Consider the following 21599-nt stretch of genomic DNA (forward strand, 5'->3'; position numbering starts at 1 on the left):
GTGGTCCCGCTCTTCGTGTCCGTCCCCGTCACACCGCGTCCTCTCCGTCGCCTCAGTCGCCGCACTGCCGGATGCTGCAACGCCCTGGCGTGCGGATTTCATCCCGCCGCAACACGGCGCAACACTTCTCGGCGCGACAAAAGGGAGGCCCGGCGGCGGGGGTGCGCGCAAGGGGGCAAGGGGAGTGAGGGGAGTGAGGAGGCGCGTTCAGGCGCTCACGGGGCGTGGGGGAGCCGCGGGAGCCGCAGCGTCAGCGCGTAGAGGCGCGTGAGCTGTGTGGCGGACGCGTTGTCGTCGCTGACCAGCAGTACGCGCAACCACCCGCCGTGCGCGTACCCGTGCGCATGTCCGTGCCCGTGCCCCGTGACGGCCAGGCCCTCGATGTTGTCGAGGAGGGGGTTGGACTGCGGCGACGGGTTGGGCGCGCCCAGGTCGGGGCAGTCGCCCAGGTCCGCGAGGAGGGTCTTGCCGACGAGACCGGTCCCGTCCTGGCCCGTCAGCTCGCCGACGCGGGTGACGTCGTCCGCGCCGCGCGGGTCGGCGAGGTAGAGGCGGACGGTGTTGCCCGCACCCTGCTCGTAGCCGCGCTCCAGCACGAGGAGGCGGCCGTCCCCGGTGGCGGCGATCTCGGCCACCCCGAGCTTCTCGTCCACGGGGTAGCCCCACTGGCGCGCGGCCCGGAACCCGCCGTCACGCGCGCGGTCCCAGCTCTGCATCCGTACGAGGGGGCGCCCCGACGCGTCCTTGCCGTCCCCCGCCAGCTGGCCCTCCAGGGCAGCGGTCAGGGTGCGGCCGTGGCGCAGCGCGGTCAGCCCCTCGAAGGTCTGGTTCGCCCGGGCGCGCCCGGCCGGTGCGACCCGGAGCGCCTCGGGTACGGGCAGACGGCCCAGGAGGGTCCCAGCCCTGTCGTACCTGCGTACCGAGGGCTCCGTCTCCGAGGTGACCAGGCGGTCGCCGTCGCGCTCGACGACCAGGCCCTCCGAGTCCAGGGGCTCGCCCCGCTCGTCGGCGAGGGGCACGGCGCGGGTGGTGCGCGCCGTGCGCGTGCCGCCGGTGGTGTGCACGTCGAGGGAGAACAGGACGGAGCGGTCCGACAGCGCGGCGATCCGCCCGTCCACGTCCCGTGCCAGCGCGGAGAGCCCCGCCACGGGGGTGCCCTGGTACTCCGTCTTGTCGAGCGCGTCCGAGTACCCGGCGACGCTCGCACGCGGCGAACACGCCCCGCCGCCGTCGCCACCGTCGCCGTCGCCGTACGTCCGGGGGCTCGCGGCGGCGTGCGCGGCCGGGCCGACGGAGGTGAGGGCGGTGAGAGTGGCGAGCACGGCGGTGGCGAGGGCGAGCACGGTACGCGGACGCACGGTCACGGAGGTCCCCTTACGGATCGGTCGCGGCGGGCGGTCACGCCGACCGCGGGTACCGGCCGGGGACGAGCACGAGCAGCGTCGGACAGGCACGGTAACGGGACTCGGACGGCAGGTCACCGGGTACCGACGGCCGGGCGACATCTCGCGCGCGGCCTTCGCGTCCGGAGCGAGTGGGGCGGCCCCGTCGACGCTCGCCGGACCGGCGGTGGCCCTGGGAAGCGGGCGGCTCCCCAGGACCACCGCGGCCGTGGCGGCGTCGCTGGATGCGTACAGGCGGGCACCCCCCACGAGGCCGGCACTGTCGCCGTCATGCAACGCCCCCATCCCGCGGGACTGCGCTACGAAGTCTGTCGAGAACTTCCACGAGATGCACATCGACCGAACAGAATCAGTAACGTTGCGTGTTAAATAAGACTCGCACAGTAACCAGCGAGGATGGCCGAGTCGCTTCGCGCAACCCCCGCCCACCAGCGCCCTTGTCTCCACGGCAACGGAACGGCGCCGATACGGCGCGCGATCGGACGCGCACAGGCCGTTTCGAACACGGCCGGAAACAACCCGGTCACCCCCCGAACACCTCGCCGGTCACGCCCGTACCGCCCGGCCGGAAGGGCGGCCTCCGGCCTCGCTCAGCCCGCGCCCCCTCCCCGCCCCTCCGCTATCTGACGGCTCATGAGCGTCGTCAGCTCGTACGCCGTGTGCGAGGCGGCGACCGCCGTCATCTCGGCGTGGTCGTAGGGGGGCGCGACCTCGACCAGGTCAGCGGAGACGAGATGGCACCCGGCGAGCCCGCGCAGGATCTCGAGCAGTTCCCTTGACGTGAGGCCGCCCGCCTCCGGGGTGCCGGTTCCCGGGGCGTGGGCCGGGTCCAGGACGTCGATGTCGATGGAGACGTAGAGCGGCCGGTTCCCGATGCGCTGCCGCAGCTGGTCGGCGACCTCGTCCACGCCCCGGCGCATCACGTCGGCCGAGGTGACGATGCCGAAGCCCATCCTGGCGTCCTCGTCCAGGTCCTTCTTGCCGTACAGCGGCCCGCGCGTGCCCACGTGCGAGACGGCCGAGGTGTCGAGCAGCCCCTCCTCGAAGGCGCGCCTGAACGGGGTGCCGTGGGTGTAGGCGGCGCCGAAATAGGTGTCCCAGGTGTCCAGGTGGGCGTCGAAGTGAAGAAGTGCCACGGGACCGTGTTTGCGGGCGACCGAGCGCAGAAGCGGGAGGGCGATCGTGTGGTCGCCGCCGAGGGTCATCAGCCGGGCGCCGCTGTCCAGGATGCCGTCGGCGGCCTCCTGTACGGTCTCGACGGCCTCGTCGATGTTGAAGGGGTTGGCCGCGATGTCGCCCGCGTCCGCCACCTGGGCGAGCGCGAAGGGGGAGGCGTCCTGCGCGGGGTTGTAGGGGCGCAGCAGGCGGGACGCCTCGCGGATCGCGTTGCCGCCGAACCGGGCTCCGGGCCGGTAGGAGACCCCCGTGTCGAAGGGGACGCCGACGACGGCGACATCGGCACGCCCTCCCACCTCGTCCAGGCGGGGCAGCCGCGCGAAGGTGGCGGGGCCCGCGTAGCGCGGGATGCGCGAGGAGTCGACCGGGCCGCGGGGCTCGGGCGACGGCTGATGCTGGGGCTCGGGCGTCGGGGTACTCATGCTGTGAGCGTAAGGGGCTGCTTCTCGCACGCCTTTGGACAGTTCAGAGAGGTGCGGGAGCACTTTTTGCCTCAGTGTCGAGCGGTTGAGCCGTCGCGTCCGCCCGTTCCCGCCCGCCCCGCGCCCGTCGCCGATCACTCCTGACCGCCCCTGATCGCTGGTACGGCCGTCACGTGGCGCGCCCTCGGGTGACAATGACCGCATGCCCATATTCGCCACAGGCGCAGCCCCCACTCGCTCCGAGCTGATCGACCACCTCGTCCGCACCCGTATCGCGGGGGATGTCGCCACGCCTCGTGAGAACAACCTCTCGCACTACAGGAAGCTGGCCAACGGCGACCGGCACTACTGGCTCGGCCTCGAACTCGGCGACCGGTGGGCCGATGAGCAGGATGTGCTCGCGGTGATGGCGGAGCGCTGCGGCGTCGTCGACGACCCCGACTTCCGTACGGGTCAGGACACCATCGACCCCGAGCTGACCGTGGGCGCCCTGGACCGCGCCGCGGCCGAGCTGCGCAAGGCGGCGGAGGGCGGGCAGCGGGTGCTGTTCGCGACGGGGCACCCCGGCGCGCTGCTGGACATGCACGGCGCGCTGGCGTCCGCGCTGCACTCCGCCGGGTGCGACATCGTGCGGGTCCCGCTGGGGACGTACGCGGACGACGGTGTGATCGTCCAGTTCGGCGGCGTCGCGGCGTACGAGCGCGGCGCGTCCCTGTGGCACACCCACTCCCCCAAGCCGATGCGGGAGGTCCTGGACGGGCTGGTGCGCACGGAGCAGCCGCTGCCCGACCTGGTCGTGGCCGACCACGGCTGGGCGGGCTGTGCGGCGCAGCGCGGCATCCCCGCCGTGGGCTTCGCCGACTGCAACGACCCCGCCCTCTTCCTGGGCGAAGCGGAGGACACCCTCTCGGTCGCGGTCCCGCTGGACGACCACGTCGTGGACCCGCGTTTCTACGAGCCGATGACCGCGTACCTCCTGGAGGCGGCGGGACTGTCGGGTTTCAACGGCGACGTCACCGCATAGCACCCCGTTCCGCCTGCCCTGCTCCCCTCACTCCCCGCTCCCGTTCGTGCCCGTGCCGGGCCGTCGCTGTCCCGGCCCCGGGGTGGGGTCGAGGAAGACGCGGCGCACGGCGGGGAAGCGTGCCCGCAGCCGGGCCTCCGCGTCCTCGCAGGCCCACTCGATCTCCGCGGCCGTGGCGTAGTCGGCGAAGTCCACCTTGGCGGCGACGAGCACCTCGCGCGGCCCCTGCACGACGGTGACCAGTTCCAGTACCCGTTCCACGTCGGGCAGCGCGAGCAGTTCCACGCGCACCACGTCCCGCATCCGGGAGGGCAGCGCGCGCCCGATCAGCAGGGAGGCGTTGCTGCGCCCGAGCGAGAAGGCGACGTAGACCAGCAGCAGCCCGATGAGCAGCGAGGCGACGCCGTCCCACACGGACGAGCCGCTGAGCTGTCCCCCGAGCAGTCCGCCCGCGGCCAGGGCGAGCCCGGCGAGCGCCGCGGAGTCCTCCATGACGACGGCCTTCACGGCGGTGTCGGGCGTGTGCCGCAGGTAGGTGAGCGGCGGCATTCCGAGGCGCGCCGCCTCGTCCTTGAGCTGACCCGTGCCCCTCAGCAGCGAATAGCCCTCCAGCAGGAAGGCGACGGCGAGAATGACGTACGAGAGCGTCGGGTCGCCGAGCTTCTCGCCATGGCTGAGGGTGCGGATGCCGTCGTGGACCGCGAAGACGGCGCCGCCCACGAACGTGGCGACGGAGGCGAGCATCGCCCAGATGTAACGCTCGTTGCCGTGGCCGAGCGGGTACTCCTCGTCGGCGGGTTTCTCCGCCCGCTTCAGGGAGGTGAGCAGGAGGAGTTCGGTGACGGTGTCGGCCACGGAGTGGGCGGCCTCGGAGAGCATCGCGCTGGAGCCGCTGAGGATGCCGCCGATCGCCTTGGCGACGGCGATGCCGAGGTTGGCGAGGCCCGCGACGACGACGGTGACCGTGCTCTCGCTCTCCGCCGCCCCCACGTCAGCGTCCGGGCCGCTGCCCGCATCATTGCCCATAGTCGCGCAGTATGCCCGATTTGCGAGCCGCGCCTAGTCGCGCGGCACCCGCACCACGCCCTCCTGGATGACGGACACCGCGAGCCGCCCGTCGCGGGTGAAGATGCGCCCCTTGCCGAGACCCCTGCCGCCCTGGGCCGTCGGGCTCTCCTGGTCGTAGAGCAGCCACTCGTCCGCGCGGAAGGGGCGGTGGAACCACATGGCGTGGTCCAGGCTCGCGCCCACCACGTCGCCGACCGCCCAGCCGCCGCGCCCGTGTGCCAGGAGCACCGAGTCGAGCAGGGTCATGTCCGAGACGTAGGTGGCGAGGCAGATGTGCAGGGTGGGGTCGTCCAGTTCACCGTCGAGCTTGCCGTTGGTGCGGAACCAGACCTGGGAGCGCGGGCGGCGCGGCCGTCCGACGCTGCCGAACGGCGGCTCCTCCACGTAGCGCAGGTCCACGGCGGCCCGCGCCTTCATCAGACGGCGGGGGACGTCCTCGTCGCGGAAGAGGTGCGCGTAGCGGGGCAGCATCTCCTCCGCCGTGGGGAGCGTCTCCGGGTCGGGCGCCTCGGGCATCGGCTCCTGGTGTTCCAGGCCCTCCTCGTGCGCCTGGAGGGAGGCGGAGAGGTGGAAGATGGGCTGCCCGTGCTGGACGGCGACGACGCGGCGCGTGGTGAAGGAGCGCCCGTCGCGGATGCGGTCGACCGTGTAGACGATGGGCGCGCCCGGGTCGCCCGTCCGCAGGAAGTACGCGTGCAGGGAGTGCGGAAGGCGCCCCTCCGGCACGGTGCGGCAGGCGGCGACGAGCGCCTGCGCGGCGACCTGTCCCCCGAAGACGCGGGGGACGACAGCGGCGCGGCTGCCGCCCCGGAAGATGTCCTGCTCGACCCGCTCCAGATCGAGCAGGTCGAGCAGGGACGCGAGTTCGTTGCTCATGCGGCTGATTGTGCCCGCAGGTGGCTACCAGCGGTTACGTCGAAGATCACAGTCCCACCAGGGATCACAGTCCCGCCCGGGATCACAGCCCCATCGACTTGGCGACGATGGAGCGCATGACCTCGCTCGTGCCTCCGTAGATGCGCGAGACGCGGGTGTCGGCGTACATGTTGGCGATCGGGTACTCCAGCATGTAGCCGTAGCCGCCGTGCAACTGGAGGCACTTGTCGATCACCTTGGCGGCGAGTTCGGTGGTGAACAGCTTCGCGGAGGCGGCGTCGGCGGGGGTCAGCTCGTCCGCGTCGAGCGCCTCCAGGGCGCGGTCGACGACGGCCTGCATGGCATCGACGTCGGCCTTGCAGTCCGCCAGGACGAACTTGGTGTTCTGGAAGGAGGCGACCTCCTTGCCGAAGACCGTGCGCTCCTTGACGTAGTCGTGCGCGAAGCGGACGGCGGCGGCGGACTGCGCGTAGGCGCCGATGGCGATGCCGAGGCGCTCCTGCGGGAGGTTCTGGCCGAGGTACGAGAACGCCTTGCCCTCCTCGCCGAGCAGGTCCTCCACGGGCACCTTGACGTCGGTGAAGGAGAGTTCGGCGGTGTCGGAGGCGCGCAGGCCGAGCTTGTCGAGCTTGCGGCCGACCGCGTAGCCCTCGCTCCTGGTGTCCACGACGAGGATGGAGATCCCGCCGCGGCGGTCGTCCGGGCTGGGCGGCGCGGTACGGGCGCAGACCAGCACGCGGTCGGCCTGTACGCCGCCGGTGATGAAGGTCTTGGCGCCGTTCAGCACGTAGTGCGTGCCGTCATCGGAGAGCTTGGCCGTGGTCTTCATGCCGGCGAGGTCGGAACCGGTGCCGGGCTCGGTCATCGCGATGGCGGTCATCATCTCGCCGGAGACGAAGTGCGGCAGCCAGCGCTTCTTCTGCTCCTCGTTGCCGTACTTGAGGATGTACGGGAGGCAGAGCGCGGTGTGCACGCTGGAGCCGCCGAAGCTGACCCCGGCGCGGGCGCACTCCTCGGTGATGACGGCGTTGAACTTGAAGCTCGTCTCGCCTGCGCCGCCGTACTCCTCGGGGACCTCGATGCCGAATATGCCCAGCTCGCCGAGCTTCTTGTAGAGGTCGCGCGGGACGTAGCCCTGCTCCTGCCACTCCTGGTAGTAGGGCACGACCTCGGACTCGATGAAGTCGCGAATGGTCTGCCGGAACGCCTCGTGGTCCTCGTTGAACACCGTGCGACGCATGCACGCCTCCTCTGGTCCCGCTTGCCCCGTGTGCCGCTCGTCCCGCCGCGGTGGGCGCCCATGGGGCCTGCCACGGCAGGACACTCAGACATGGCTAAGCGCTTGCTCAGTACCGTCCGGCATCAAGCTACCCAGCGGTCACGTCGACTGTCCAGAGGCGGCGGCCACACGGGCACCACGGCGGCTCCGCGTGACGCGGTGCGACGCCGGACGCGCGGCGAGCGCTACGGGGTGACGGAACGGCCGGGCGCCGCAGCGGCCAGGGCGCCGCGCGCGAGGCGGTGCAGCAGCGCCGCGGTGGTCGCGCGGTCCGGGAGGGCTGAAGGGCCGCTCAGATGCGGGGTGGAGTTGAGCAGCCCGAAGACCGTGTGGACGGAGACCCGCGCCTCCAGCTCCGTCAGCGCCGGATACACGTTCCGCACGGCCGAGACCCACAGCTCCACGTACTGCCGCTGGAGCTTGCGCACCTGCTTGCGGTCGCTGTCGCGCAGCCGGTCCAGCTCGCGGTCGTGGAGCGTGATGAGGGAGCGGTCGTCCAGTGCGAAGTCGATGTGCCCGTCGATCAGCGCGTCCAGGGTGGCCTCGGGGGCCAGACCGGCGGCGGCCGACTCCTCGACGCGCATCCGGCCGCCCTCGTGCAGCCGCCGGCTGATGCCGACGAGCAGTTCGGCCAGCATGGCGTCCTTGCCCGCGAAGTGGCGATAGAGCCCGGGGCCGCTGATGCCGACCGCGGCCCCTATCTCATCGACCCCGACCCCGTGGAAACCGCGCTCGGCGAAGAGGCGCGCCGCCTCCCGCAGGATCTGCTCGCGGCGGGTCGGCGCTTCGGACCCCGTCTTCGTGCTCATGAATTCATTCTAGACACGGGTGTTAGTGAGCGTTAACCTGATGGAGGAGTTAACGAGCATTAACCGGCCGCCGGGTCCGGGCATGCCCGCGTGCGCCCGGGTCCGGGGCGGGCAGGGCACCGCGGACAGGGCGGCAGCGCGGCGGAGTGGGCACGGGTGCGGGGCGAGGCGCGGAGCAAGGGAGCTCAGTGACATGAACGATCTGACGGGATCGACGACCACGGGAACAGCGGGCCCTGCCCGTGCTCCCGCTCCGACGGCCGCCGCGCCCTCGCCCTCGGCGTCGGCACCGGTGCTGGGCAGCTCCGCCGATCCGTCGTCCGACGCGTTCGCGGCCAACGTGGCGGCGCACCGTGAGCTGGCGGCGCGGCTGCGCGAGAAGCTGGCCACGGCACGGCAGGGCGGCGGGGAGCGGGCGCGGGCACGTCACACCGCGCGCGGCAAGCTCCTGCCCCGGGACAGGGTGGACGCACTGCTCGATCCCGGCTCCCCCTTCCTGGAGCTGTCGCCCCTCGCGGCCGACGGCATGTACGGGGACTCGGCGCCCGCCGCCGGGGTGATCGCGGGCATCGGGCGGGTGTCGGGCCGCGAGGTGGTCGTGGTCGCGAACGACGCCACCGTCAAGGGCGGCACGTATTACCCGATGACGGTGAAGAAGCACCTGCGCGCCCAGGAGATCGCGCTGGAGAACCGGCTGCCGTGCGTCTATCTGGTCGATTCGGGCGGCGCCTTCCTGCCGATGCAGGACGAGGTCTTCCCTGACCGCGAGCACTTCGGCCGGATCTTCTACAACCAGGCGCGGATGTCGGGCGCCGGTGTCCCCCAGATCGCGGCGGTGCTGGGCTCCTGCACGGCGGGCGGCGCCTATGTGCCCGCCATGAGCGACGAGGCGGTGATCGTCCGCGAGCAGGGCACGATCTTCCTGGGCGGGCCGCCGCTGGTGAAGGCCGCGACGGGCGAGGTCGTCACCGCCGAGGAGCTGGGCGGCGGCGAGGTGCACAGCCGCACCTCCGGTGTGACCGACCACCTCGCCGAGGACGACGCGCACGCGCTGCGCATCGTGCGGGACATCGTGCACACCCTCCCGGACCGCGGCCCGCTCCCCTGGCCGGTGCGCCCCGTCGAGGAACCGGCCGTCGATCCGGCGGGGCTGTACGGCGCGGTGCCCGTCGATTCCCGCACTCCGTACGACGTGCGCGAGGTGATCGCGCGCGTGGTGGACGGCTCCCGCTTCCAGGAGTTCAAGGCGGAGTACGGCACGACGCTGGTCACCGGCTTCGCCCGGATCCACGGCCACCCTGTGGGCATCGTGGCGAACAACGGCATCCTGTTCTCCGAGTCGGCCCAGAAGGGCGCGCACTTCGTCGAGCTGTGCGATCAGCGCGGCATCCCGCTGCTCTTCCTCCAGAACATCTCGGGCTTCATGGTCGGCAGGGACTATGAGGCGGGCGGCATCGCCAAGCACGGCGCCAAGATGGTCACCGCCGTGGCCTGCACGCGCGTGCCGAAGCTGACGGTCGTCATCGGCGGTTCCTACGGCGCGGGGAACTATTCGATGTGCGGCCGGGCCTATGACCCCCGCTTCCTGTGGATGTGGCCCAACGCCAAGATCTCCGTGATGGGCGGCGAGCAGGCGGCGGCCGTCCTCGCGACGGTGAAGCGCGATCAGCTGGAGGCGCGCGGCGAGGAGTGGAGCGCGGAGGACGAGGAGGCGTTCCGGGCCCCCGTCCGCGCCCAGTACGAGGAACAGGGCAACGCCTATTACGCGACGGCGCGGCTCTGGGACGACGGCGTGATCGATCCCCTGGAGACCAGAACGGTGCTGGGCCTCGCGCTAACGGCCTGCGCGAACTCCCCCCTGCCGGAGACCGATCCGTCAGGACCCCGCTTCGGCGTCTTCCGGATGTGACCGGATGCGCGGCCGGGTGCGGGACGTGACAGGCAGGGCGAGCGGGACGGATACGACATGACGGCGAACGCGGCAGACACCGCACATGTGACGGACAGGGCGCAGGTGACGGACGTGGCGGACATGAGGACGAGGGCGTGAGGGGGACAGTGGCGATGTTCGACACCGTGCTGGTGGCCAACAGGGGCGAGATCGCGGTGCGCGTGATCCGTACCCTGCGCGCGATGGGCATCCGCTCGGCCGCGGTCTTCAGCGACGCGGACGCCGGGGCACGGCATGTGCGGGAGGCGGACACCGCCGTGCGCATCGGGCCCGCTCCCGCGGCTTCGAGCTATCTCTCGGCCGAGCGGCTGCTGGCGGCGGCCCGCCGCACGGGGGCACAGGCCGTCCACCCCGGTTACGGCTTCCTCGCGGAGAACGCCGCCTTCGCCCGCGCCTGCGAAGACGCCGGGCTGGCCTTCATCGGCCCGCCCGCCGCCGCCATCGAGGTGATGGGCGACAAGATCCGCGCCAAGGAGACCGTCCAGGCTGCGGGGGTCCCGGTGGTGCCGGGCTCCTCGGGGAGCGGACTGTCCGACGGCGAACTGGCCGAGGCGGCACGCGGGATCGGCATGCCCGTGCTGCTGAAGCCCTCGGCGGGCGGCGGCGGCAAGGGCATGCGGCTGGTGCGGGACGCGTCCGCGCTGGAGGAGGAGATCGCGGCGGCCCGGCGCGAGGCACGGGGCGCGTTCGGCGACGACACCCTGCTCGTGGAGCGCTGGATCGACCACCCCCGGCACATCGAGATCCAGGTGCTGGCCGACGGGCAGGGCGGGGTGATCCACCTCGGGGAGCGCGAGTGTTCGCTCCAGCGCCGTCACCAGAAGATCATCGAGGAGGCGCCCAGCCCGCTGCTGGACGAGACCACCCGCGCGTCGATGGGCCGGGCCGCCGTGGAGGCGGCCCGGTCGTGCGGGTATCTCGGCGCGGGCACCGTCGAGTTCATCGTCCCGGCCGACGATCCGGGCTCGTACTTCTTCATGGAGATGAACACCCGCCTCCAGGTCGAGCACCCCGTCACGGAGATGGTCACCGGGCTGGATCTGGTCGAGTGGCAGTTGAGGGTGGCCGCGGGCGAGTCGCTGCCGTTCGGGCAGGAGGGCGTCACCCTCACAGGGCACGCCGTGGAGGCCCGGGTCTGCGCGGAGACGGCACGCGTGACCGGCGAGGGCGGGCATGTGGACTTCCTCCCCTCGGCGGGCACCGTGCTGCTGCTCCGCGAGGCCGGGGGCGAGGGGGTGCGCACGGACTCGGGGCTCGTGGAGGGCGCGGAGGTCGGCACCACGTACGACCCGATGCTCGCCAAGGTCGTCGCCCACGCCCAGGACCGGCCCACGGCGCTGCGCAGGCTGCGGGCAGCGCTCGCAGAGACGGCGGTGCTGGGCGTCGAGACCAACACCGGTTTCCTGCGCCGTCTGCTGGCACACCCCGAGGTGACCGCGGGCACCATGGACACCGGCCTGGTGGACCGTGACGCGCACACCCTGGTGCGTACGGACGTGCCCGCCGCGGCCTATGCGGCGGCGGCCCTGTTGCGCCAGGCCGCGCTGGAGCCCGCCCCGCCCGGGGACGCGGGATGGACCGACCCCTTCTCCGTGCCCACCGGCTGGCGCCTGGGCGGGGAGGCAGCGTGGACGCCCCACGCGCTGCGGGCTCCGGGCCACGATCCGGTGACCGTCCATGTCCGCGGCCGGGCCGACGACGCGTGGGTCGGCATGGACGGTGCCGAGCCCGTGCCCGCGCGGCTGCTGCCGCCCGAGCGGGGCAGGGTGGGCCTGGAGTGGGACGGCGTCACCCACTTCTTCGACCACGCCCCCAGCGGCGCAGGCCGCTGGCTCGGCCGGGACGGCGACGGCTGGCACCTCCAGGACCACGATCCCGTCGCGGCCTCCCTCGGCGGCGCGGCGGGAGCGCACGGCGCCGACGCGCTCACCGCGCCCATGCCCGGCACCGTCACCCTGGTCAAGGCGTCGGTGGGCGAGGAGGTCACCTCGGGGCAGAGCCTCCTGGTGGTCGAGGCGATGAAGATGGAGCACGTCATCACCGCGCCCTACGACGGAACCGTCACCGAGCTGGACGTCACGGCGGGCAGCACCGTCGCCATGGACCAGGTGCTCGCGGTCGTGGAGCCCCGCGACGCCACCGGGCCCGACGGCACACCCTCCGGCGCCGCACCCCCCAGCACCGCACACCCCGGGAGCGCACGTCCCGGCACGCCGTCGCACCGTGAGGAGGCGGGAGCATGATCGAGGGGCTGCCCATGCGCGTCCCCGTGGAGGGGCTGCCCGAACGGGTGGAGATCTATGAGGTCGGGCCGCGGGACGGGTTGCAGAACGAGAAGGGGACCGTCCCCGTCGAGGTGAAGGCCGAGTTCATCCACAGGCTGCACGGCGCGGGGCTCACCACCGTCGAGGCCACGAGCTTCGTCCACCCCAAGTGGGTCCCCCAACTGGCCGACGCGGAGCAGTTGATGCCGCTCCTCCGCGATCTGCCGGACGGGCTGCGCCTGCCGGTGCTCGTGCCCAACGAACGCGGGCGCGAGCGGGCGGCCGCGCACGCCTGCCGGGACATCGCCGTCTTCGCCAGCGCCACCGAGTCCTTCGCCAAGGCCAATCTGAACCGCACCCTCGACGAATCCCTCGCGATGTTCGAGCCCGTGGTGTCCCGTGCCAAGGCGGACGGGCAGCGGGTGCGCGGCTATGTGTCGATGTGCTTCGGCGATCCCTGGGAGGGCCCCGTCCCCCTCGCCCAAGTGGTCCGCGTCTGCCGCGCGCTCCTCGCCCAGGGCTGCGACGAGCTGAGCCTCGGCGACACCATCGGCGTGGCCACTCCGGGCCATGTCACGGCGCTGCTGTCCGCGCTGAACGAGGCCGGGGTGCCCACGGAGCGGCTCTCCGTCCACTTCCACGACACCTACGGGCAGGCCCTCGCCAACACCCTCGCCGCCCTCCAGCACGGGGTGACCACGGTGGACGCCTCGGCGGGCGGCCTGGGCGGCTGCCCCTACGCCAAGAGCGCCACGGGCAACCTCGCGACCGAGGACCTCGTGTGGATGCTGACGGGGCTCGGCATCGAGACCGGTGTCGATCTCGGCCGTCTCACCGCCACCAGCGCGTGGATGGCCGACAAGCTGGGCCGCCCCAGCCCTTCGCGCACGGTCCGCGCCCTCACAGGCCCCGGCACGGACACCGGTACCGGCACAGCCGCCGTGGCCGGCACCGGCACGGTCACCACCCCGCAGACCTCTCCTCCCGACTCCCACAAGGAGCAGTGAGCACCATGTCCCTGGACCACCGCCTCTCCCCCGAGCACGAGGAACTGCGTCGCACCGTGGAGCAGTTCGCGCACGACGTCGTGGCCCCGAAGATCGGGGAGTTCTACGAGCACCACGAGTTCCCGTACGAGATCGTCCGGCAGATGGGGGAGATGGGCCTGTTCGGGCTGCCGTTCCCCGAGGAGTACGGCGGCATGGGCGGCGACTACCTCGCCCTCTGTCTCGCCCTGGAGGAGCTGGCCCGGGTCGATTCGTCGGTGGCGATCACCCTGGAGGCCGGGGTCTCCCTCGGCGCCATGCCGATCCACCGCTTCGGCACGGAGGAGCAGAAGCGCGAGTGGCTCCCCCGCCTGTGTTCCGGCGAGCTGCTCGGCGCCTTCGGCCTGACCGAGCCGGAGTGCGGTTCGGACGCGGGCGGGACCCGTACCACCGCTGTCCTGGACGAGCAGACGGGCGAGTGGGTGATCAACGGCAGCAAGTCCTTCATCACCAACTCCGGCACGGACATCACGGGCCTGGTCACCGTCACCGCGGTGACGGGCCGCAAGGAGGACGGCGCACCCCGGATCTCCTCGATCATCGTCCCCTCGGGCACCCCCGGATTCACCGTCGCCCCGGCGTACTCCAAGGTCGGCTGGAACGCCTCGGACACCCATGAGCTGTCCTTCTCTGACGTGCGGGTCCCCGCGGCGAATCTGCTCGGCGAGGAGGGCCGGGGCTACGCGCAGTTCCTCCGCACCCTCGACGAGGGCCGTATCGCCATCGCCGCCCTGGCCACGGGCCTGGCACAGGGCTGCGTGGACGAGTCGGTCTCCTACGCCCGCACCCGGCACGCCTTCGGGAAGCCCATCGGCGCCAACCAGGCCATCCAGTTCAAGCTGGCCGACATGGAGATGCGCGCCCACACCTCGCGCATCGCCTGGCGGGACGCGGCGTCGCGGCTGCTCGCGGGCGAACCGTTCAAGAAGGAGGCGGCACTGGCCAAGCTGTATTCGTCCGAGTCCGCGGTGACCAACGCACGCGAGGCCACCCAGATCCACGGCGGATACGGCTTCATGAACGAGTATCCGGTGGCCCGCATGTGGCGGGACTCGAAGATCCTGGAGATCGGGGAGGGCACGAGCGAGGTGCAGCGCATGCTGGTCGCCCGGGAGTTGGGCGTCGGATAATCGCCGCATGGCGGAAATCACCCAGCGCGCGGGGGCATGGACCTTCGACGGGGACACCGTCCGCATCGTGCCGGGAGCGGAGCGGCACGTGCACCAGTTGCGCAGGTCGCTGGGGGAAGTAGCGGTGCCCCTCACGGCCGTGGCGGGAGTGGCCTACGAGCCCGGCCGCAAGGGCGGCCGGCTCCGGCTGCGTCTCCGCGACGGCGCCGACCCGCTCTCCCAGGTCGCGGGCGGCAGACTGCCGGACGCCTCGGACCCGTACCAACTGGCGGTGGAGAAGGACCGCACGGGCGTCGCGGAGTACTTCGTGGACGAGGTCCGCAACGCCCTGCTGCTGGAGCGCGTCCCGGACACGCCCTGCGACCGCTATCTGCTGCCGGGCCCGTCCGTGCCGCTCACCGCGAACGGCACGGACGGCACCGCCAGCTTCGACGGGGAACGCGTCCAGATCGAATGGAACTGGATGGCGGAGGAGAGCAAGGCGCACAACGGACGCCGCGTCTTCACCCTCCAGGAGCTGGAGGGCGTCGAGTGGACCCCCGCGATCGGCTGGGAGAGCGGCAGCCTCCGCTTCCGGCCCAAGGGAAAGCACCCCGTGCTCAAGCCCCAGCTCGACCCCAACTGCCTGATGCTGTGGGGCGTCCGGCAGAACCGCGAGACCGGCGGCTCGGTACTCCTGGCCGCGGCCGTCGTCGCCCGCCTCCCGCACCCCCAGGGCCGCGGCCCGCACGGCGGCCACGGTCCCGGTCACGGGCCGGGCCCCGGACATGGGCACGGGCATGGGCAGGGATACGGGCCGGGGTACGGGCGCGGCCCGCACGCCCATGCCACGCACCCCTCCCCCGGCGCCGCCCCGGACAGCGGCAGCGGCACCCCCGCCCTCACGGGCAGCCGCGCACCGGACGACGCGTATGGACAGCACCGGGAACAGGACGCCTCGGGTCACGACGTACTGCTGCGCCGGCTGCGTGAGCTGGGCGAGCTGCACAAGGGCGGCGTCCTGACCGACGAGGAGTTCGCCGCGGCGAAGAAGTCCGTCCTCGACCAGTTCTGACCCCGCCCCCCTCCACACCGGGTCCCCGCAACGGGACCCGCCTCCTCAACGGTCAGCGGTAGCGGGCCACGGCACCTGCGGCGAGCGCCAGTAGTCGATGCCCAGCCGCTCCCAGCGCGGCGCCTGCTGCGCCAGCCGCTCCTTGTACGGGTCCCAGCCGTGCGTCGAGGCGGGCGACCAGCCAAGTTCCGCGATGCCCGGCAGCCGGGGGAAGGCCATGAACTCGACCTCGTCGCTCGTGTCCAGCGTCTCCGACCACAGCGGCGCCTCGACCCCGAGCACCGCCTCGCCCGGCGCGCCCTTCACATAGCCGCCCGGATCCCAGTCGTAGGACTGCCGGACCTCGACATAGCCCGCCCAGCTCAGCCCGTACGGGGTGTCCTTGTCGTACTTCATGTCGAGGTAGGAGCGGTTGGCGGGCGAGAGGATCAGCCGGGTGCCGTTCTTCGCGGCCTGCGCGACCTCCGCCTCCTCCCCTGTCGTCCCCCAGTACTGCGCCACGGCGCCCTCGTCGGGCCCAGCGCCCGTCAACTGGTGCCAGCCGACGACCGTCTTGCCGTACTTGGCGACGATCTTCTGCGCCCTGTCCATGAACGCCACGTAGTCCTCGTGGCTGGTGGAGTGGGCCTCGTCGCCGCCGATGTGCAGATATGGGCCCGGCGTCAGCGCGGCGATCTCGCGCACCACGTCGTCCACGAAGTCGTAGGTGATCTCCTTCGGCACGCACAGCGAGCTGAAGCCGACCTCGGTACCGGTGTAGAGCGGAGGCGCTATGCCGTCGCAGTTCAGCTCCGCGTAGGAGGCGAGGGCGGCGTTCGTGTGGCCCGGCAGGTCGATCTCGGGCACGACGGTCAGATGCCGGGAAGCGGCGTAGCGCAGGATCTCGCGGTAGTCGTCCTTGGTGTAGTAGCCGCCGGGGCCGCCGCCGACCTCGGTGCTGCCGCCGTACGTCGCCAGCCGCGGCCAGGAGTCGATGGCGATGCGCCAGCCCTGGTCGTCGGACAGGTGCAGATGCAGCGTGTTGATCTTGTAGAGCGCGAGCTGGTCGATGTAACGCTTGACCTTGTCCACGGAGAAGAAGTGCCGGGACACGTCCAGCATGGCGCTGCGGTACGCGTAGCGGGGCCGGTCGGTGACGGTGCCGCCCGCCACCTGCCACGGGCCCGGTCGCTCACTGCGCGACTCGACTTCGGCGGGCAGCAACTGGCGCAGCGTCTGCACCCCGTGGAACAGCCCGGCGCCGGTCGGCGCGCTGATCACGGCCGCCTTACGGGACACCTCCAGCCGGTACCCCTCCTCCCCGAGCCCGCCCCCGGCGTCGCCCTCGTCATCCCCCTCGTCCGTGAGCCGGAGCTGGATGCCGTCGCGGCCCGGCTCGGTGGTGACGGGCAGCGCGTAGCCGGTGGAGGGGCGCAGCAGCGCGGCCAGCGCCCGCGCGGCCTCGCGGGCCTCACGGGCCTCGCCACCCGAGCCGCCCGAGCCGCCCGAGCCGCCCGTCACCCGGATGGGGGTCCGCTCGCCGAGGGTGAAGGGCGCCCCGCCCTCCCGTACGGACTCCGGAGCGGGGATCACCTGGTCCAGCGGCCGTGGCGGACCGTCCGCTCCGGCGCCCACCGAAGGCGAGGCGACGGCCACGGCCGCCGATCCCGGCAGCGCGGCGGCGAGGAGGGTGAGGCACAGCAGCAGCGGTCTGAGTCGTCTCACGAGCGGTCCCTTCGACGGTACGAGGGCTACGTGACAAGAGGGGCCCCGAGGAGGGGGCGCGTGTGCGGAGTGCGACCGAGCGATCACTCACTCGTACCGCGCACCCCTCCAAGGGTCAAGGTGCAGACCATCCCCCGGCCCACTTGGCGGACTCGGACGACATAAACACGCCACGCCTGCCCGATATCGGGCAGATTTCTTGCGTAAGGCGCGGGAAGCCCGCAGTATCGACGAATGCTCGAAGCCCGGACGCCGGTCCATGACGACCTCATCGACCACCTGGCCCGCACCACACCGCTCCAGCGCGGCGAAGCGGCCCGGGTCGTGCTCGACGTCCTGGCGTACTTCGACGAGACGACGGAAGAGTTCGTCCGCAGACGTCACCGTGAGATGCAGTCCGGTGGGCTGACCAACGCGGACATCTTCGAGCGGATCGCGGCCGAGCTGCCGCACCGCGCGGTCGCACCACCGGACCTCACACTCCGGCAGTTGCGCCGCATCGTCTACGGCTGACGCGACGGCGGCACGGCACAGCAGCACCGGCACCGGCATCGGCACCGGCACCGGCACCGGCGACACGCGAGCAAGCAGCACAGGTACAAGCAGTACAGGGCGAGGGAGAGGCGACAGCCAGCATGTGCGGAATCGTGGGATACATCGGCAAGCGCGAGGCGGCACCCCTGCTGCTGGAAGGACTCCAGAGGCTGGAGTACCGCGGCTACGACTCCGCCGGTATCGCCATCCACAGCAGCGGTACGGGCAAGAGCGCGGGCCTCAAGACGGCCAAGACCAAGGGCCGGGTCCGCGACCTGGAGGACCGCCTCCCCAAGCGCTTCGCCGGCACCACAGGCATCGCCCACACCCGCTGGGCCACCCACGGCGCCCCGAACGACGAGAACGCGCACCCGCACCTCGACGCGGCCGAGAAGGTCGCCGTCGTCCACAACGGCATCATCGACAACGCCTCCGAGCTGCGCGCCAAGCTCACCGCCGACGGCGTCGTCTTCCTCTCCGAGACGGACACCGAGGTGCTGTCCCACCTGATCGCCCGCGCCCAGGCCGAGACGCTGGAGGCGCGGATCCAGGAGGCGCTGCGGCACGTCGAGGGCACCTACGGCATCGCCGTGCTGCACGCCGACTTCCCCGACCGGATCGTCGTGGCGCGCAACGGCTCCCCCGTCGTCCTGGGCATCGGCGAGCACGAGATGTTCGTGGCGTCCGACGTCGCCGCGCTCGTCTCGCACACGCGCCAGGTCGTCACCCTCGACGACGGCGAGATGGCCACCATCAAGGCCGACGACTACCGCACCTACACGACCGAGGGCTCGCGCACCTCCACCTCGCCCGAGACCGTGGAGTGGGCGGCCGAGTCGTACGACATGGGCGGCCACGACACGTACATGCACAAGGAGATCGCCGAGCAGGCCGACGCCGTGGACCGCGTGCTGCGCGGCCGTATCGACGACCGCTTCGCGACCGTCCACCTCGGCGGCCTCAACCTCGACGCGCGCGAGGCCCGCACCATGCGCCGCGTGAAGATCCTGGGCTGCGGCTCCGCGTACCACGCGGGCATGATCGGCGCCCAGTTGATCGAGGAGCTGGCGCGCATCCCCGCCGACGCCGAGCCCGCGAGCGAGTTCCGCTACCGCAACGCGGTCGTGGACCCCGACACCCTCTACATCGCGGTCAGCCAGTCGGGCGAGACCTACGACACCCTCGCGGCCGTCCAGGAGCTGAAGCGCAAGGGCGCCCGCGTCCTCGGCGTCGTGAACGTCGTGGGCTCGGCCATCGCGCGCGAGACGGACGGCGGCGTGTACGTGCACGCGGGCCCTGAGGTCTGCGTCGTCTCCACCAAGTGCTTCACCAACACCGCCGTCGCCTTCGGCCTGCTCGCCCTCCATCTGGGCCGCATCCGCGACCTGTCGGTGGCGGACGGCAAGCGCATCATCGCGGGCCTGCGCAAGCTGCCCGACCAGATCGCCGAGGTCCTGCGCGCCGAGGGCGAGATCGAGAAGCTGGCCGCCGACTACGCGCAGGCCAAGAGCATGATGTTCGTCGGCCGCGTACGGGGCTACCCCGTGGCCCGCGAGGCGTCGCTGAAGCTCAAGGAGGTCTCGTACATCCACGCCGAGGCGTACCCGGCCTCCGAGCTGAAGCACGGTCCCCTCGCGCTCATCGAGCCCGCCGTGCCGACGGTCGCGATCCTCCCCGACGACGATCTGCTCGACAAGAACCGCGCCACCCTGGAGGAGATCAAGGCCCGCAGCGGCAGGATCCTCGCCGTCGCGCACCAGGAGCAGGAGAAGGCGGACCACACGATCGTGGTACCCCGCAACGAGGTCGAGCTGGACCCGATCCTGATGGGCATCCCCCTCCAGCTCCTCGCGTACCACACGGCGCTGGCCCTGGGCCGGGACATCGACAAGCCCCGCAACCTGGCGAAGTCCGTCACGGTGGAGTGACCCGGACGCCCCTGGCGCCCCCTGGCACCCCCAGTGAACGTACGGGCGGGGTCCCGCGCAGGCCACCAACTGCGCGGAACCCCGCCTCCCCTGTGCCGGCGTCGCCCATTACGCCGGCGGGTGGGCTGCCGTACGGGACCGTCACCTCCCGTGCGACAGCACGTCCTTCCGGTGTTTCCGGCCCTACCTTTATGCCCCTCACAAGCGCACAATCCACCTCTACGCATGGGTAGATTTATCGATTGTCCGGTCATGAATCTCCCGTAGGGAACCGGGAGTTGGCGCCGCCGCCCGGAGAAGCCGACGCGGATACGCAAACCGGGCAGCCGACATGCCCCACCCCCAGCCCCACGCCGCGACGCGACGCGACGCGACTACGGAATCACCACGACCGGACGCTGCGCCCGCCGCGCCAGCCTGCCCGCGACCGAGCCGAAGATCCGGCCGACGAGGCCGTGCGTGGAGCCGACCACGATGGCGTCCGCCTCGTACTCCTGGCCGACCTCTTCCAGCTCGTGGCAGATGTCGCCGCCCCGCTCGACGAGGATCCAGGGGACCTCGGAGAGGTGATCGGCGCAGGCCAGTTCCAGGCCCAGCACCTCGGTACGGTGGTCGGGAACGTCCACGAAGACGGGCGGCTCACAGCCAGCCCACACGGTGGTGGGCAGCCGGTTGGCCACATGGACGATGATCAGTCCGGAGCCGGAGCGGTTCGCCATGCCGATGGCGTAGGCGAGAGCGCGCTCGCTCGACATGGAGCCGTCGAAACCGACGACGACGCCGTGCTGGAAGGCCGGATCGCAGGAGTGGCGAGGTTCTTCCGCCGCCTCAGGCGTCACCGCGTGATCGGCGACCTGCTTACGGTCCGCTGGTTCGGGGATCTCGTGTCCAGCCATGATGTCTCGGCGAAGGGAGTCCTGTGTGCGGAGGAACGGCGGTTGACGTGTGCGCTCTCGTGAGTGGCTGAGGTGATGACGACCGGGAATAGCCTTTTCAAGTCCCTACCCCAAGGGTACGGCGGTACTCCCCCCTTGCCCAGGGCCCGGGGAGCTGCTGCCGGTCGAACGCTGACCCCGGAGCATGCCTCAGGGGCGGCCTTCGCGCAATGCCCCGCAGCGCCCCTTACAGTCCGCCCGGCCGGTTCTCCGCCGGTCCCCCGTCGGCTGTCCGTCGGCCCGCCGCCCTGTCCGAGATCTTTCGCCACCCGGGCCGCGCGGGCCTCCGCCACCACGGCGGCCGGGGGCGACCGGCCCCTCCAGCCCTGACGGGCGGGCCCGCACACCCCCGTGAGTACGCCCCGTATGCCGTAGTGACCGGCACGGAGGGCCCGCGTTAGGCACGGCGTGCCCGTACTCCCGCACGATTCCACCGCCCCACGCCCCGCCCCACGCCCGGCTCCACGCCCGGCTCCACGCTCCGCCACGCGCCCCGCCTCCCGTCGCACCCGCCGCCGCACCCCCTCCCGCCCCGGCCCGCGCACGCGCGCCTACGGGCACGCGTACGCGTACGAGCCACCCGAGGGCCGCCCGCACGCCGCGCGCTCCCGCGCCGACACGGCGTGGCCCGGCTCGCGGGATTCGGCCGATCCGGTGACGGAGATCGTCCGCTGGGGTGCGTTCAGCAGCGCGCTCGTCCTGGTCGTTCTGCTGGTGTGCGGCTCATCGCCGCTGGTCGCCTTCGGTACGTCCATCGGACTGGTCGGCATCACCGCCGCATGCCGGGCGCTCTTGCGCCAGTCGGAGCGCACGTACACGCGGCTGGCCGCCGAGCAAGCGGGCCCGCACCGGGGGCGGCACGGCCGCACGGGTGCGGGGGCACACCGCGGGGGTCGACAACCGACGCACATCTGACCAGAGTGCGTAGTTCACTCCGGCGCACGAAAGCGGCTGAGTGGTGCGCCCGTGGAGTGACCTGATCGCACGACTGATCCC

General features: G+C 72.0%; 17 protein-coding genes. 9 read left to right on the plus strand and 8 right to left on the minus strand.

The window, feature by feature from the left end; all coding sequences use genetic code 11:
- Positions 1–215: 215 nt before the first annotated feature.
- Positions 216–1358: an esterase-like activity of phytase family protein gene (locus tag ACYVOO_RS31010; RefSeq protein ID WP_461019092.1), complete on the minus strand. Its 1143-nt coding sequence runs from the start codon at positions 1356–1358 to the stop codon at positions 216–218.
- A 635-nt stretch (positions 1359–1993) separates the two neighbouring features.
- A complete protein-coding gene (speB, locus tag ACYVOO_RS31015) occupies positions 1994–3001 on the minus strand; it encodes an agmatinase (protein WP_461019040.1) in 1008 nt (335 codons plus the stop codon).
- 202 nt (positions 3002–3203) lie between these two features.
- On the opposite strand from speB, the gene ACYVOO_RS31020 reads away from it, so the two are divergent.
- Complete coding sequence (locus tag ACYVOO_RS31020) at positions 3204–4025, plus strand: phosphatase (RefSeq protein ID WP_461019041.1); 822 nt, start codon at positions 3204–3206, stop codon at positions 4023–4025.
- Between the two features lie 27 nt (positions 4026–4052).
- Here the strand turns inward: ACYVOO_RS31020 and ACYVOO_RS31025 are convergent, their stop codons facing one another.
- The 4 genes from ACYVOO_RS31025 to ACYVOO_RS31040 all read right to left on the minus strand — a co-directional run bounded on the left by ACYVOO_RS31025 (position 4053) and on the right by ACYVOO_RS31040 (position 8057).
- Positions 4053–5051 carry a cation diffusion facilitator family transporter gene (locus tag ACYVOO_RS31025; RefSeq protein ID WP_461019042.1) on the minus strand — a complete coding sequence of 333 codons (999 nt, stop codon included), beginning with the start codon at positions 5049–5051 and terminating at the stop codon, positions 4053–4055.
- Between the two features lie 33 nt (positions 5052–5084).
- Complete coding sequence (tesB, locus tag ACYVOO_RS31030) at positions 5085–5969, minus strand: acyl-CoA thioesterase II (RefSeq protein WP_453345610.1); 885 nt, start codon at positions 5967–5969, stop codon at positions 5085–5087.
- Between the two features lie 82 nt (positions 5970–6051).
- A complete protein-coding gene (locus ACYVOO_RS31035; protein WP_461019043.1) occupies positions 6052–7209 on the minus strand; it encodes an acyl-CoA dehydrogenase family protein in 1158 nt (385 codons plus the stop codon).
- 224 nt (positions 7210–7433) lie between these two features.
- On the minus strand, positions 7434–8057 hold the full coding sequence (locus tag ACYVOO_RS31040; protein WP_453345612.1) for an SACE_7040 family transcriptional regulator: 624 nt from the start codon (positions 8055–8057) through the stop codon (positions 7434–7436).
- Between the two features lie 292 nt (positions 8058–8349).
- On the opposite strand from ACYVOO_RS31040, the gene ACYVOO_RS31045 reads away from it, so the two are divergent.
- The 5 genes from ACYVOO_RS31045 (at position 8350) to ACYVOO_RS31065 (ending at position 15502) form a co-directional block, all read left to right on the plus strand.
- Positions 8350–9966: a carboxyl transferase domain-containing protein gene (locus ACYVOO_RS31045; RefSeq protein ID WP_461019093.1), complete on the plus strand. Its 1617-nt coding sequence runs from the start codon at positions 8350–8352 to the stop codon at positions 9964–9966.
- 155 nt (positions 9967–10121) lie between these two features.
- The gene (locus ACYVOO_RS31050) at positions 10122–12251 is read left to right on the plus strand and encodes an acetyl/propionyl/methylcrotonyl-CoA carboxylase subunit alpha (RefSeq protein WP_461019094.1); all 2130 of its coding nucleotides are present in this window, start codon (positions 10122–10124) and stop codon (positions 12249–12251) included.
- Positions 12248–13279 carry a hydroxymethylglutaryl-CoA lyase gene (locus ACYVOO_RS31055; RefSeq protein WP_461019044.1) on the plus strand — a complete coding sequence of 344 codons (1032 nt, stop codon included), beginning with the start codon at positions 12248–12250 and terminating at the stop codon, positions 13277–13279. The genes ACYVOO_RS31050 and ACYVOO_RS31055 overlap by 4 nt, the downstream gene beginning before the upstream one ends.
- Positions 13280–13284: 5 nt before the next feature.
- Positions 13285–14448 carry an acyl-CoA dehydrogenase family protein gene (locus ACYVOO_RS31060; RefSeq protein WP_461019095.1) on the plus strand — a complete coding sequence of 388 codons (1164 nt, stop codon included), beginning with the start codon at positions 13285–13287 and terminating at the stop codon, positions 14446–14448.
- Between the two features lie 7 nt (positions 14449–14455).
- On the plus strand, positions 14456–15502 hold the full coding sequence (locus ACYVOO_RS31065) for a DUF4429 domain-containing protein (protein ID WP_461019045.1): 1047 nt from the start codon (positions 14456–14458) through the stop codon (positions 15500–15502).
- A gap of 45 nt (positions 15503–15547) precedes the next feature.
- Here ACYVOO_RS31065 and ACYVOO_RS31070 read toward each other — a convergent pair whose 3' ends face one another.
- Entirely contained in the window at positions 15548–17206 is a 1659-nt protein-coding gene (locus ACYVOO_RS31070; RefSeq protein WP_461019046.1) for a family 20 glycosylhydrolase, read from the minus strand.
- 234 nt (positions 17207–17440) lie between these two features.
- On the opposite strand from ACYVOO_RS31070, the gene ACYVOO_RS31075 reads away from it, so the two are divergent.
- On the plus strand, positions 17441–17719 hold the full coding sequence (locus ACYVOO_RS31075; RefSeq protein WP_453345616.1) for a hypothetical protein: 279 nt from the start codon (positions 17441–17443) through the stop codon (positions 17717–17719).
- Between the two features lie 122 nt (positions 17720–17841).
- Positions 17842–19668: a glutamine--fructose-6-phosphate transaminase (isomerizing) gene (gene glmS, locus ACYVOO_RS31080; protein ID WP_461019047.1), complete on the plus strand. Its 1827-nt coding sequence runs from the start codon at positions 17842–17844 to the stop codon at positions 19666–19668.
- Between the two features lie 374 nt (positions 19669–20042).
- Here the strand turns inward: glmS and ACYVOO_RS31085 are convergent, their stop codons facing one another.
- A complete protein-coding gene (locus tag ACYVOO_RS31085; RefSeq protein ID WP_453345618.1) occupies positions 20043–20564 on the minus strand; it encodes a universal stress protein in 522 nt (173 codons plus the stop codon).
- A gap of 693 nt (positions 20565–21257) precedes the next feature.
- Here ACYVOO_RS31085 and ACYVOO_RS31090 point away from each other — a divergent pair.
- Positions 21258–21518, plus strand: a complete 261-nt coding sequence (locus tag ACYVOO_RS31090; RefSeq protein ID WP_453345619.1) for a hypothetical protein — start codon at positions 21258–21260, stop codon at positions 21516–21518.
- Positions 21519–21599: the final 81 nt, after the last annotated feature.

Source organism: Streptomyces daliensis (assembly GCF_054782395.1).